This window comes from Olivibacter sp. SA151 (assembly GCF_054130995.1).
Genome location: NZ_CP096391.1, coordinates 2,391,812 through 2,406,297 on the forward strand (window position 1 = coordinate 2,391,812; position 14,486 = coordinate 2,406,297).

Annotated in this window: 12 protein-coding genes; 11 read left to right on the top strand and 1 reads right to left on the bottom strand. The window is 44.7% G+C overall.

Features of this window, described 5'->3' with window-relative positions:
- The first annotated feature begins 92 nt into the window (after positions 1-92).
- From rbsK to M1D52_RS09885, 8 genes are all read left to right on the top strand, one after another.
- A complete protein-coding gene (gene rbsK / locus M1D52_RS09850) occupies positions 93-1,007 on the top strand; it encodes a ribokinase (protein WP_130855304.1) in 915 nt (304 codons plus the stop codon).
- A gap of 87 nt (positions 1,008-1,094) precedes the next feature.
- Complete coding sequence (locus M1D52_RS09855) at positions 1,095-2,051, top strand: GRP family sugar transporter (protein WP_437392447.1); 957 nt, start codon at positions 1,095-1,097, stop codon at positions 2,049-2,051.
- A gap of 31 nt (positions 2,052-2,082) precedes the next feature.
- Positions 2,083-5,019 (top strand): SusC/RagA family TonB-linked outer membrane protein, encoded by a 2,937-nt coding sequence (locus M1D52_RS09860; protein ID WP_437392448.1) that lies wholly within the window; start codon positions 2,083-2,085, stop codon positions 5,017-5,019.
- A gap of 10 nt (positions 5,020-5,029) precedes the next feature.
- On the top strand, positions 5,030-6,592 hold the full coding sequence (locus tag M1D52_RS09865; protein ID WP_437392450.1) for a RagB/SusD family nutrient uptake outer membrane protein: 1,563 nt from the start codon (positions 5,030-5,032) through the stop codon (positions 6,590-6,592).
- Positions 6,593-6,610: 18 nt separating this feature from the next.
- The gene (locus M1D52_RS09870; RefSeq protein ID WP_437392451.1) at positions 6,611-8,143 is read left to right on the top strand and encodes an ADP-ribosylglycohydrolase family protein; all 1,533 of its coding nucleotides are present in this window, start codon (positions 6,611-6,613) and stop codon (positions 8,141-8,143) included.
- An 84-nt stretch (positions 8,144-8,227) separates the two neighbouring features.
- Positions 8,228-9,112, top strand: coding sequence for an NmrA family NAD(P)-binding protein (locus tag M1D52_RS09875; protein WP_437392452.1), 885 nt, complete (start codon positions 8,228-8,230; stop codon positions 9,110-9,112).
- A 10-nt stretch (positions 9,113-9,122) separates the two neighbouring features.
- Complete coding sequence (locus tag M1D52_RS09880; protein WP_013667574.1) at positions 9,123-10,046, top strand: helix-turn-helix domain-containing protein; 924 nt, start codon at positions 9,123-9,125, stop codon at positions 10,044-10,046.
- A gap of 107 nt (positions 10,047-10,153) precedes the next feature.
- The gene (locus M1D52_RS09885) at positions 10,154-10,762 is read left to right on the top strand and encodes a Crp/Fnr family transcriptional regulator (RefSeq protein WP_437392453.1); all 609 of its coding nucleotides are present in this window, start codon (positions 10,154-10,156) and stop codon (positions 10,760-10,762) included.
- Between the two features lie 42 nt (positions 10,763-10,804).
- On the opposite strand, the gene M1D52_RS09890 is transcribed toward M1D52_RS09885, so the two are convergent.
- Complete coding sequence (locus tag M1D52_RS09890) at positions 10,805-11,212, bottom strand: RidA family protein (protein WP_041388574.1); 408 nt, start codon at positions 11,210-11,212, stop codon at positions 10,805-10,807.
- A 171-nt stretch (positions 11,213-11,383) separates the two neighbouring features.
- On the opposite strand from M1D52_RS09890, the gene M1D52_RS09895 reads away from it, so the two are divergent.
- From M1D52_RS09895 to M1D52_RS09905, 3 genes are all read left to right on the top strand, one after another.
- On the top strand, positions 11,384-12,376 hold the full coding sequence (locus tag M1D52_RS09895) for a S41 family peptidase (protein WP_437392454.1): 993 nt from the start codon (positions 11,384-11,386) through the stop codon (positions 12,374-12,376).
- Between the two features lie 245 nt (positions 12,377-12,621).
- On the top strand, positions 12,622-13,212 hold the full coding sequence (locus M1D52_RS09900; protein WP_437392455.1) for an RNA polymerase sigma factor: 591 nt from the start codon (positions 12,622-12,624) through the stop codon (positions 13,210-13,212).
- Between the two features lie 90 nt (positions 13,213-13,302).
- Positions 13,303-14,460, top strand: coding sequence for a FecR family protein (locus M1D52_RS09905; protein WP_437392456.1), 1,158 nt, complete (start codon positions 13,303-13,305; stop codon positions 14,458-14,460).
- The last annotated feature ends 26 nt before the right edge of the window (positions 14,461-14,486 follow it).

A 14,486-nucleotide genomic window follows, 5' to 3' on the forward strand; every position in this document is an offset into this window, starting at 1 on the left:
CTATTTTGAAACTGTTAAGGGACTATCTTTGAAAATAGATAAAGCTGCACAAGGCAGTTGATCAAATTATAAACTTTTTCCTTAGATCATATATGAAGAAAATTATCGTAGCAGGTAGTATGAACATGGACATGGTGGTCAAAACAAGTCATATTCCCCGACCGGGAGAGACTGTATTAGGCGGGTCTTTTTTTATGAACCCCGGTGGCAAGGGCGCCAATCAGGCCATCGCGGTAGCACGCTTGGGTGGGGATGTTGCTTTTATTGGAAAGATGGGCGATGATATCTTCGGCAAACAGTCAGCCCAATTATTCGAGGAAGAAGGAGTGAACACGCAGGGTATTGTTTCGGATGCTGCGCTGCCTTCCGGCATTGCCTTGATAACCGTTGATCAAAAGGGAGAAAACAGCATTGTGGTGGCACCGGGAGCGAATGCGAACTTGAAAGCGACCGATGTGGAAAAGGCGCTTACCTATTATCCCGATGCGGCATTGCTGCTTATTCAGCTCGAAATACCCATGGACACTGTGGCTTACACAGCCAAAAGGGCCAAAGAGAAAGGGATGAAGATCATTCTGAATCCAGCGCCCGCAAATGAACTGCCTAAGGAAGTGTTTGAATTGATGGATATCATAACACCGAATGAAAGTGAAGCCGAAATGTTATCGGGTATACGGATAGCTGACCTGGACAGTGCCGGGCAAGCTGCTCGGAAGATACAAGCAAAAGGTCCCAAGCAGGTAATTATTACCATGGGAAAGCAGGGCGCTGCGGTGTTGGAGGATGATGCATTCTTCCATGTTCCTGCACCAAGTGTGGAAACCATCGATACTACGGCTGCGGGCGATGTATTCAACGGGGCTTTGGCCGTAGCGATCGCTGAGGGTAAGCCTCTGCGCGAAGCGACAAACTTTGCCTGTCGGGCTGCTGCTATTGCCGTAACCCGTTTGGGCGCGCAATCATCCATTCCTTATCGGAATGAGGTGCTGATGAGTATCATCAGCTAGCAATATTGAACCAATTAACCAAATTTTAAACGGATTATGTTTATTGTAGAAACCTATACGCTGGCGGTCGTATGCTGCCTAATTACCATGCTCTGCTGGGGTTCATGGGCTAATACGCAAAAGTTAGTGCAGGGGCAGTGGCGGTTCGAACTGTTCTATTGGGATTATGTATTGGGCATCCTGCTGTTTGCACTGCTCGGTGCATTCACGCTAGGTAGTTATGGTGAGGGGGGAAGGTCTTTTTTACAAGACTTGAAGCAGGCAGAAGCCGCTAATATCCGGAGTGCACTGATAGGCGGTGTGGTATTTAATTTGGCAAACATCCTGCTCACAGCCGCCATCGCTCATGCGGGCATGGCGGTGGCCTTTCCACTTGGCATTGGCCTGGCCTTGATTATTGGCGTCGTATTGAACTACGTGCTGGCGAGTAAGGGCGATCCTCTTTTGCTTTTTACGGGTGTCACCTGTGTGAGTGTGGCCATCATCCTGAACGCCTTGGCCTATCGTATGCATCGAGGTGGAAATATGGATAGTCGCGCTACGGGAAAGTGGATTGTCGTTTCGATCATTGCGGGGATATTGATGTCAACCTTTTATCCCTTTGTAGCGGCCGGCATGGACCTCTCGGATTTTAGGACACCCGCTGTAGGAAAGATGACGCCTTATACCGCTTTTGTGATTTTCGCACTCGGAATCGCGGTGAGCAACTTGTTTTTTAACAGCTTCTTGATGCGGAGACCCTTGGAGGGACCGCCTATCGCATATAGCATGTATTTCCGCGGCCCGCTGCGCATGCATACAGTGGGACTTCTGGGTGGCGCTATCTGGGGGCTTGGAAATCTCTTTAACCTGATTGCCGCAGGAAAGGCCGGTCCGGCGATTTCCTACGGACTGGGACAGGGGGCTACTCTGGTTGCCGCAGTGTGGGGCGTGTTTGTCTGGAAGGAGTTTCAAGGTGGGAGCAAAACCGTTAAATTTTATATAACATCCATGTTTCTGCTTTTTATTATCGGTCTCGGATTGATAATAATGGCGGGAAACTGAACCTAATTTGTAAACCTTAATTTCAAAAGAAATGGAAAAGATTTCTAAGGGCTTCTTATTGCTCTGTTTTTCCTTATGGTATCTTCCCGGTTTCGCACAGTTGACCGTAAAGGGGACGGTTAAAGAACAAGGGACTGAGCGTGCGCTGGTAAAGGCCAGCATTACGGCCGTTGGTAGCGGAAAAACGGCCTTAACGGATGAAAAAGGTCGTTTTGAGTTATCAGTAGCCAATTTACAGGATACGCTTCGAATCACGTATTTGGGCTATACTGATCGCTTGATACCTCTGCAGGGAAGGGCTTCTGTGATTGTGCAGCTCGTGCCCGACGCCTCAAAACTGGACGAGGTGGTGGTAGTAGGATATGGATCGATGAAGAAAGGCGAAGTGACCAGCGCTATCGCAAATGTAAAATCGGACGAATTTGTACAGGGTATGGTGCGGAGTCCTACGCAGCTCCTGCAAGGTAAAGTGGCGGGCCTGCAAATGTCCAATCCATCGGGCGACCCGACCGCCGGTGTTCAAATTAACATCCGAGGCGTTTCCACAATATCGGCTTCATCGGACCCTTTAGTGGTTATTGATGGAATCCCCGGCGGGAGTCTGAACGCCGTTGCACCTGAAGACGTGGAGTCTATTGATGTGTTAAAAGACGGATCGGCTGCAGCCATTTATGGTACGCGTGGTACAAACGGGGTGATCCTTGTAACAACTAAAAAGGCAAAGGCCGGTGCAGCTTCTTTGGATTACCATACATATTACAGTTATGAGCAGTTGCAGAAAAAGCCGGAACTGTTGAATGCGACGGACTATCGGAGCCTATTACAGGATCCGCAGTTTGCGGACAAGGTAAGCGATGAGGGCACTTCTACGGATTGGGTGGAGGAGGTAACACGGACGCCGATCAATTTTGTGCATAATCTTTCGCTAAGAGGCGGGACGGCAAGTACAAACTACATGCTTTCGGGAACCTATCGTTCACAGGAGGGAGTTTTACTGCGCACTTATAAGAAGCCGATTATTTTGAAAGCCAATATCAACCACAATATGTGGGACGATAAATTGAAATTCCAGTTTAATATCAGCAATTCGATGGTTACGCAGCAGGTTACTTGGTATGATGCTTTTCTCCAAGCGATGTTGTCAAATCCAACGCGACCGGTTTATGCAGCGGACGGAACTTACAACGAATACGGGGTTTCTTACAAACCTTATAATCCGGTTGCTTTACTGAATGAGGAAACGGATAAGCAGCGGGCGAATACTTTATTAACCAGTGGACGAATAACGTATTCACCCATCAGTAATTTAAATGTAAGTGTTATGGGCGGATTTCAACGCTATGACGATACACGTGATAAATGGAATACTTTCCGCTATTTTACGACAACGATCGAAAACAAGAACGGTGAAGTTACGAAGTGGAATAACTTGCATATGGATCGGACACTGGAACTGACGGCTGATTACGTGAAAGATATCGGATTGCATAGTATAACGGGCATGATCGGTTACAATTATCAGGATTTTAACCGGCAGGGAAGCTCCATGTATGCCTTTGATTTTCCGACCGACTATTTTGAGGCTTGGAACATTCAGTCGTCAAATGCCATCTTAGATGGGAGGGCACAGCTGTCGAGCTATCGTAATAATAGTAAGCTCATTTCTTTCTTCGGACGGCTTACTTACAATTATGCGGATAAATATATGGTGATGACCAGTCTTCGGCGGGAAGGATCTACCAAATTCGGAAAGGATAACAAATGGGGTTTCTTTCCTGCGGTTTCAGCGGGCTGGCGAATCTCGAAGGAGCGCTTTATGGAAAATGCAAAGGCTATTGACGACCTGAAGTTGCGCGTTGGATATGGTATCACGGGTACGGAAATCGGAAGTGCTTATCAATCCCTTGTACTTTTAAATTATACCTCACCAAGTTTCCTCAATGGCGAATGGATACGTGGGGTGATCCCGGCATCTAACCCTAATCCGAATCTGAAGTGGGAGCGGAAGGCTGAATGGAACGTTGGTTTGGATGTAAGCTTACTGAAAAGCCGAATAAGCGCTACGTTGGATCTGTATGATCGTACGACCAGCGATCTACTGGCCGAATACCAGGTGCCAGTGCCTCCTAATTATACCAGTTCGATGTGGGCAAATGTGGGTAAAATAAATAACCGCGGAGTGGAAATCTCATTAACAGGAAAAGCTGTGCAACGTGAACAGTTTGATTTGAGTTTGACGGGCAACTTCTCCTATAATAAGAACAAGGTGGTATCCTTATCGAACGAAAGCTATCAGCGGGATTACTGGTATACGGGTTGGACCTCATCGGGTATACAACAATACACCCATATTGTTAAACAGGGCGAACCTTTGGGTAATTTTTACGGATTGAAAGCAGTAGGTCTATCTGAGGAAGGTAGGTGGCTGGTTGAGGCATTGGACGGCGGACAAAAACTGCAGAGTGAGGCAGGACAGGAAGATAAGCAAGTGCTTGGAAACGGCCTGCCAAAGATGTATGCTTCTTTGAATGTATATATGCGCTATAGGAAGTTTGATCTAGGGATGATGGTGAGGGGTGCATTTGATTACCAGGTGTTTAATGAATACCGTGCGCATTGGGAAACGATGGGTAGGATAAGTGAGGGAAACCTCCCTAAATCAGCCCTAAATAAACCCTTTGGCAGTAATTCCTATGTATGGGAACCGCAGGTTTATAATAGCTATTTTATCGAGGATGGAGATTTTGTAAAGATTGACAACATAACTTTTGGCTACAACCTGAACCTGAACAATAAGTATTTTAAAAGGTTACGGGTCTATCTCTCGGGCCTTAACCTATATACCTTTACCGGCTACAAAGGCATGGATCCGGAGGTAAGTATAAAAGGCTTAGCGCCGGGAGTTGAAAGTAAATCGCTTTATCCTACGGTGCGATCCTATACATTGGGCTGTATGATTAACCTATAAATCGTGTATTATGAAAATGTATCTATTTCGAATAACATTTGTGTTATTAAATATATTGAGCTTTAGTGCTTGTACCAATCTGGATGAGGAGGTGTATGATCAACTGACGGAAGAGCATTTCTATCGGGACGAGCGGGATCTGCTGGCAGCAGTGGCGCCCGTATATGGAGGATATAGGGGCTTGTTGGAATGGCGTAAATGGTGGGATTTTGAGGAGACCACAGATATTGTGGTGACGCCGAGAGCTGCGTGGTTTGACGGTGGAATTTACATCCGTTTGAATAATCACACGTGGCGAAGTGAAGATCCGCATTTTTCCGATCTTTGGGGCCAAGCTTATAGCGGTATCAGTGATTGCAATCGCGTGATTTATCAGATCAATAAGGCCGAGTTCCCTATTCAGAACAAGGACAGATTTATTGCCGAATTAGAGCTGGCGAGAGCCTACTGGTATTATATTCTCTGCGAAGCTTTTGGAAATGTGCCGCTGATCGATCGTTTTGATGTGGAACCGGGATATTTACCGGCGACTAATACAAGGCAGGAAGTGTTCGATTTTATTGAAGCGAGTATCAAAAAAAATGTAGATTTATTGAGTGAGGATACTCGACTTTCTTACGGAAGGTTTAATAAATTCAATGCGAAAATGCTATTGGCGCGCTTGTATTTAAATGCGGAAGCTTGGATTGGGAAACCCATGTATGATGCCTGTAAGCTTTTGTGCGATGAAATTATCGCTTCCGGGAAGTATAGCCTGGAACCGGATTATAGTGCTCCTTTTGCGGTGCGTAACGAAAACTCACCGGAGATCATATTCGCTTATCCTAACGATGAGGTAAAAACAGGTAGTACGATTTATATGGCCTTGCAGAAAACACTGCATCCTTCTAACGTAAAGACCTTTAACTTGCAGACCTGGCTGGATAATGGGGTTTGTGCGGTCCCTTCGTTTGTTGAGCATTATGTAGCGGGTGATCATCGTCTGGAGAAGACTTGGCGTATGGGCCAGCAGTATGGTAGTGACGGATCGATGCTTTATTGTACAGGAATTGTACCGGGATGGGCCGGAAAACCATTGAATTATACTAAAGAGGTATCCAGTTTGGAGAATGGCGGCGAGGCCGAAGGCTATCGTTGCGGAAAATATGAAATCGAAATGGGAACAAGCCGAGCGATGAACAATGACTGGGTGGCTATGCGTTATGCTGAGGTTTATTATATGAAAGCAGAGTGCATTTTACGATTGGGAGAAGATGCAAATGAAGCGGCAATCTTGGTGAATGCGGTACGCAAGCGAAGCGTGGAGTCGGCATTGAGCGCTTCAGACTTAACGGAAACCGTTCAGGTGAACGGTACAGCTGTTAAATGGGGAAATATGCTACTCGAGTGGGGGCGTGAGTTTGCACTGGAAGGTTTGAGACGATCGCAGTTAATCCGTTTTGATAATAATTATACCCGTGGTGAATGGCGCTTTCACTCGGCCTCACAAAGCGAACATCTGAATCTTTTTCCGATACCGTTTACGGAGATGCAGGCGAACCCGAACTTAAAACAGAACCCCGGATACAATTAAATTTTTTAAACCTTTAATATGATGAATACTTTATTTAAAGTGGCCGTTTTTTTACTCGCCACCTCTTCGGAACTGATAGCAAAAGTCATGGATCATCCCGGCAGGGAAGAAGTGACTATCGATAGGGCCAAATTATTGGATAAGATTAAAGGTGGTTGGGCCGGACAGACGATCGGTGTTTCTTTTGGAAGTTATACCGAATTCCGGTATAACGGTACTTTTATCCAGGATTATCAACCGATTCCCTGGAGCGACGGCCAAATTAAGAAGCTGATGCTGGAATGGCCCGATCTCTACGATGATATATATATGGACTTGACTTTTGTGGATGTAATCGAACGCTACGGGATTGAGGCGCCGGTGGATTCTTTTGCGCATGCTTTTGCCAATGCCGGCTACAATCTATGGCACGCCAATCAAGCCGCGAGATATAATATATTGAACGGGCTGAAGGCGCCCGAATCGGGACATTGGCTGAATAACCCGCACGCGGATGATATCGACTTTCAAATAGAAGCGGATTTTGCAGGCTTAATGAGTCCCGGTATGCCGAATGCTGCCTCGGCGCTCAGTGATAAGGTAGGACATATCATGAATTACGGTGATGGTTGGTATGGTGGGGTATATATGGGAGCCATGTACGCCTTGGCTTTTTTGCATGATGATGTCGATTTTATAGTGAAGGAAGCTTTGAAGACGATTCCGGTAGAAAGCAGTTTCTATCAATGCCTCGCGGATGTGATTCGCTGGCACGAGCAATATCCCGATGATTGGAAGAAAACCTGGTTTGAAATTCAACGTAAGTGGACGGAGGAGGTAGGTTGCCCGGAAGGTATTTTTGCTCCGCTTGATATTGACGCCAAGGTGAACGCTGCCTACGTGGTATTGGGCCTGCTTTATGGCAAAGGTGATTTTACCAAAACCTTGGAAATTTCAACGCGTGCCGGCCAGGACTCGGATTGTAACCCTTCTTCTGCAGCAGGGGTACTGGGTACTATTTATGGCTATAATAAAATTCCGGACTTCTGGAAAAAGGGCTTAAGGGATGTGGAGGATATGGATTTCAAATACACGCGCATGTCGCTCAACAAAGTATACGATATTAGTTATAAGCACGCTTTGGAAATGCTACGTAAAAATGGAGGGGTAGTGACACCCACGCAAGTAAGGATTCCGGTGGAGCCGATCAAAACCGTAAAATTGGAACAAAGCTTTGAGGGCGTGTATCCAATTGCAAAGCAAAGCATCAACCAGAGCATTTCCGATGAGCTTTCGTTCGAAGTGGAAGGTACCGGTTTTGTACTGCGGGGTGCCGCTAATCGGAACGTTGGGGTAGCAACGGACTATATTTTTGACGCGGAGTGTTACATTGACGGAAAGTTAATGGAACGAGCAAAGCTGCCGACTGCCTATCGCACGCGAAGGTATGAGCTTTTCTGGAAATATCAGCTGCCAACGGGAAAACATCAGGTACGTGTACGGATAAAAAACCCAAGTGATAAACATCATGTGCAGGCCTGGGATTACATTGTGTACAACGAGCGAGACTAAGTTTTTTAACTACAAAATAGATCGATTCGGCTACATCCATTTTTATGCAAAGAGAGACTTTTGTACAAATAAAATGCATAAAAAATGAAAATTATAGTAACAGGTTCTTTAGGACATATCGGTAGTCCGCTAACGGAACAATTAGTAAAGAGAGGACATGCGGTAACACTTATTAGTAGCAATCCCGATAGGCAAAGGGATATTGAAACACTGGGTGCAAAAGCTGCGATCGGATCTTTGCTTGACAGCGAGTTTCTTGAACAAGTATTTCTTGGTGCGGATGCAGCCTTTTGTATGATACCGCCCGACTTTACGCAGCCCGATCAAATCGTTTATTACGAATCTACCGGAAAAATATATGATCATGCTATACGGAAATCCGGTGTGAAAAGAATTGTTCATTTGAGCAGTTATGGAGCACATTTGCCATCGGCGACCGGCATCATTACGGGTTCTTATCGTGTGGAGCAGATGTTGAATAAAATCCCGGCTATTAATTTAACGCATGTTCGTCCAGGTTTTTTTTATTATAATTTGGAGTCTTTTATCGGAATGATTAAGACAGCAGGATTCATAGGCGCTGTTTATGGCGGTAACGATCGATTACCGATGGTTTCGCCACTGGATATAGCAGATGCCGTAGTGGAAGAGCTAACGCTTTTAGAGGAAACAAGGCCGATCCGGTATGTGGTCAGCGATGATCGTACGTGCGATGAGGTTGCCACGATTTTGGGTAAGGCAATTGGTATGACTGATCTGAAATGGTTAACTTTACCGGAAGATGAGGTGATGAAAAACTTGCTGGATAGAGGAATGCGTCAGGAGACAGCGGAAAAGCTGATCGAATTGGGAATGGCCATTCATAACGGAAAATTGCGAGCGGATTTTGACGAGCATCCACCAGCGTTTGGGAGGGTATCGCTTGAAAGTTATGCAGAAGAGTTTGCGCATGTTTTTCATCGTAACTAATTAAAAATTTATGTCTGTACCAAGGCGTATTAAATCCATTAGTGAATTTCATAAGCTGCGCAATTTGCCTGAGCCCGAACATCCATTGGTCAGCGTGGTGGATTATCGGCTCATTCAGCATGATTCTTCTTATGATTGGGACAGCTTGATATTGGACTTTTATTCCATTTCTTTAAAGCGAACGAGCAATGCGAAGATACGCTATGGTCAACAGGTGTATGATTTTGATGAGGGGGTGCTATTTTTTATGGCACCCAATCAGGTGTTTAGTATTACGAAAAGTAGCGATGCTGCTATGCAACATGCCGGCTGGCTACTGCTATTTCATCCGGATTTCCTTTGGAATACATCTTTGGCCAAGGCAATTAAGAAATATGATTTTTTTGATTATGCAGTGAATGAGGCTCTATTCCTCTCAGCAAAGGAGGAATCGACCTTAAATGGCATTATTCAAAACATTGAACAGGAATATCAAACGAATATCGACAAATTCAGTCAACCTATTATTATTTCTCAAATAGAGACCTTACTTAATTACGCTGATCGCTTCTACCAAAGGCAATTTATTACCCGACAGGTAAGTAACCACCAAATACTCGATCGGTTGGAACGGCTGCTCGCCGACTATTTCGACGATGGGGATTTAATGCATAAAGGCTTGCCGACTGTAAAATATATATCCGATAGTTTGCACGTATCGCCTACCTACCTCCGCAACTTGCTCCAGCTATTAACCGGGCAAAGCACGCAATGGCATATACACCATAAAGTCATTGAAATAGCGAAAGAACAATTGTCAACAACGGATCGATCGGTGAGCGAAATAGCCTACAACTTGGGCTTTGAGCATCCGCAAAGCTTTAGTAAGCTCTTCAAAAGTAAAACAAACTTGACGCCTTTAGCTTTTCGGGCTTCATTTAACGGATGGAGTTGATAACATAATATGGAGAACGTCGCCTGAAGTTTACGTCGTAGGATCTATAGGTAGGTGCAATCAAATAAATAGAGGAAATTTAGCAGTAAAAGAACTTGGAGAAACAAATGAAAGTACAAAGCTCGGACGCTAATCATTATCGGTCCTTACTTCAACACATAGCGAGTCGTGTTCACCTTCAGCCGGAAGAAGAGGCTTATATTTGTTCCGTATTCCGTTTACGGAAGCTGCTTCCCAGACAATACCTGTTGGCTCAAGGCGAAATTTGTCGGTATGAGAGTTATGTATGTGAAGGTCTTTTACGGTCTTTTCATGTAGATGAGAAAGGAAATGAACACACATTGCATTTTGCGTTGGAGGACTGGTGGATTTCAGATCTTCACAGTTTTTTGCGTGAAGAACCTGCTCGCCGTAACATTATTTCCCTTGAAAGATCAGTGGTTTTACAAATCGATTTGAAGCACCGGGAAGAGCTTCTCCACCATATCCCTAAAATGGAACGCTTTTGGCGTATATTGAATGAGAGCGCCAGTATGGCGCAGGACCGGCGCATAATGGATAATATCAGCTTGTCGGGTATAGAACGTTATCGAGCTCTTCTGAAAAAATATCCGCATATTGAACAGCGCTTGCCACAGAAACACATTGCCTCTTTTTTGGGAATGACTCCGGTGTTTTTGAGTCAAATACGGAAAGAAGTGATTAAAGGCGGTTAGAATCCGTTTCTAACCGCCATTCAACCGGAAGGTGATTCCTTCTCATTTTTTCCATTCGGCAGCATCGCTTGCCACGGCAATAGCTTCGATCTCGATAAGTGCATCAGGTGAAAAGAGTGAGGACACTTCCAGGATGGTATCGGCTGGATAAGGCGCTGAAAAATATCTAGCCCGAAGCGCCACAATTTTTTCAAAATTACTCATATCGCGGAGCATGATGGTGACCTTCACCACGTTTTTTAGGCTTGAGCCGCCTGCCGTCAACACTTTGTCTAAATTCTCAAAGGCCTTTTGAGCTTGTTTGTCAAAATCGCCAATCCCGATTAAGTTACCTTCATCATCTAAAGCCGTTTGTCCGGAAATAAATAGGAAGTCGCCCACGCGATAACCTTGCGCGAGATGGAAAGGTGCGTAAGTATCCGGTGTTATTTTAATCTGTTGAATGTCCATTTTTCTTTGTTTTTGGTACAAACAAAGGTAGGTCGATTGATAGCCACCTGCTATTCAACTATTTTAAGAAAATACGTTAAACTATCTTAATTGTTAATGTATTGTTAATCCGGTGGGGGATCCGCATGACACTGAATCGGCGTTTTTATATTTGTTGGTATGATGTTTAAAATGAACCCTATTAAAATTAAAAAAGCCTTATCAATAGCCTTATTATTGTTTAGTGTATCCGCAAGTGCACAAACCGTCGGTGCTAAAGATATACATGATATTGTGCAAAAATTGACAGATCAGTTGGTGGAGGTATATCCGTTTCCCGAAATATCGGCCAAATACCAGCAAGCCATATTAAGAAATGAAAAGGCTGGTCGTTACGTAGGGTTATCTGAAGATTCGCTGGCTAAGAAGTTAACGGAGGACTTACGTACTGTGCATAAAGATGTGCATCTGCGGGTCATGAAAAATGAGGAAACCTATAAGCGTTTATCGGCCCCATCAGGCCGTCGATCGGACGACAGCACAGAACTAAAGCGTATGAAAACTCAAAATTACGGCTTTAAAAGTGTACAGATCGATGGTGCTAAATCTACCGCTTATATTGATATCCCCGGTCCGTTTTGGGGAACACAAGAATCCTTTGAAATGGCATCTGCAGCTATGAATATGGCAGCTCACAGTAAATATGTGATCCTTGATATCCGCCATAATCCAGGTGGTACCGGTCATATGGGACGTTTTATCGCTTCTTATTTCTATTCGCCCGGAAATGAAAGATTTTATCTGAACGGGTTTTACAAAAATCGTAAAATGGACGAGCAGGAGTGGACCTATTCGTATGTTCCCGGTAGGAGAAACCCGGATGCTAAAGTATACATTTTGGTGGGGCCTGGAACGGCTTCCGCATCGGAAGGCTTAGCTTATGCCATGCAAAAGCTTGGTAGAGCAACCATTGTGGGAAATACCACGGCAGGTGCCGGTATTGCGGGGTCTTTTGTTCCGCTCAAGCGAAATCTGATCGCTTTTGTTCCGGTAAAGATGGTGGTCGCTCCACATTCCGATGAAGGATGGGAGGGTACCGGTGTCATTCCTGATGTGCTTTCAGGTGATGAGGACGCATTGGAAATAGCTCGTAAATTGATTGAAAAGGATCGAAAAGATCAATAGGATTGAGTAGATCGCCGCGATGGCGATTGCGACCATCATTTTTCTTAACGCAAACAATTATGCATTTTGGGTCGACGTGAAAATATCGATACTTCTTCGGTTTCGGTCTCAGCTTCGCTAAATAGTAGCTTAATTCGCTAATTAAATCAGCGATTTTTTTTTGCTTGCTCAAGCTTATTAATTTTTTATATATTCGAATATATTTAAGTGATCCTTAAATAGAAGCTGATATAAACCTAATCTTCATGAGCGGAAAAAGAGATCGTGCCTTGTTGCAGCGCTTTATTGCAGGCGATGATTCGGCTTTTGCTGAATTGTACGATGCCTATTGGGAGCGACTTTTTCTGTGCGCCGTCCGCATTCTGGATAACGAGGATGACGCGGAGGATGCCGTTCAGGATACGTTCGTTTCATGCTGGAAGTATCGGAAATCAATAGAGCATGTTGAAAATATACAAAGCTATCTATTGGCAATTGTCCGTAACAATGCGGTCAAGATTATTAGGCGCAATATCGAAACCCGTCATTATCTAAGCTCAATTAAGTCTTTTTTTGATGAGTTGGCAGGTGCATCGGACGAAGTTTTCATGGCAAAAGGCCTGGAGCAATTCTTTGAGTCTGAAATTGAAAAGTTGCCAACTAAAATGCGGGAGATTTTCCTGTTAAGCCGTAAAGAGGAGCTCAGTCATAAACAAATTGCCGAACGACTGGGCATATCAAATGAAACGGTAAAAAAGCAGATATACAATTCACTTAAAACGCTACGCGAAAAATTGAATAAAGACCAGTACAGCGCCTTAATACTGCTGGTGATGATCAAATTCTATTGCTTATAAACCAAATCTTCATTTTTTTTCAAGTTAATCTACCACCATTTCCATTTTTGCTACTCTTATAGGAAAGACCTTTATAAATCATAAATACCGATGACCGAAGAGGAAATCAAAATCTTGCTGGAACGTTATGCCAAGGATCGATGTACGCCTGATGAAAAAAAATGGGTGGAAGCTTGGTTGCGCCATGTTGAAGAGCAATCGGATTGGTCTTGGAGTAATCGGGAACACTTGGCCGAGGTGAAGCAGCGTATTGCCAGTAAAATCGAGCAAAGCGTGTCGCTTCGGTTGCGGCGACGCGTACCCGCCTATTACCGTTTCGCTGCCATTGCGGCCTGCTTTTTAGCGGTAGTGACGGGAATTGTTTTTTGGCAGAAAGCGGAACAGCCGCAACTACAGGCGGACCATATAATCGCTTTACCGGAGCAGGTTGATGGTGCGCGGCTCACCATGTCTGATGGAACCGAAATTGACCTTGGAAGTTTAAAGGGGGGAGGCGTAAGCCAAACTGGAGCTGGTATCATAAAAAAGGGAATGGACAATAGCATCAGTTACGCATATCGGTCAGAGACAGAAGATAGGGCTTCGGAAGAGAAATGGAATACCTTACGAATTCCTCCGGGAGCCAGCTATCACTTGCTTTTACCCGATGGTAGTAAAGTCTGGCTGAATGCCTGCTCTGAACTTTCTTTTCCTTCCGCCTTCGGGAGGGCAAGTCGAAAGGTAATATTGAGAGGAGAAGCGTATTTCGAGGTGAAGCAACAAGCACAGCAACCTTTTTTTGTGGAGGCGAATGGGACTATGATAGCGGTAATGGGCACTGCATTCAATGTGTCCGCTTATCCGGACGAGAAGGAAGTGCTGACAACGTTAACCGATGGCGCCGTTGCCGTGTCCTTAGCTAAACAGAGAGTGGTATTAGAACCGGGCGAGCAGGCAAGAGCAGATCGCGGCGGAAGTCATTTAAGCAAGTCAAAGATAGATCCCGAAATTTTTGTGGCATGGAAGAATGATTATTTCGTGTTTGATGACCTTGATATTAAGTCTATTATGTATCAGATTGCACGTTGGTACAACACAGAAGTGGTGTTTCAGGGGACTATTCCGACAAAAAAGTTTGGAGGTACTTTCTCACGTACGAAACCTATCGAGGAATTGTTAAGCCACCTGGAGCGATTGGGAGGCTTAAGGTTTAAGCTAGAGAATGGTTCTTATTTTAAAAAAGGAAGGAGGATTGTTGTTATGCCTTGATATTTATTTACAAAGGGAGTTACAAA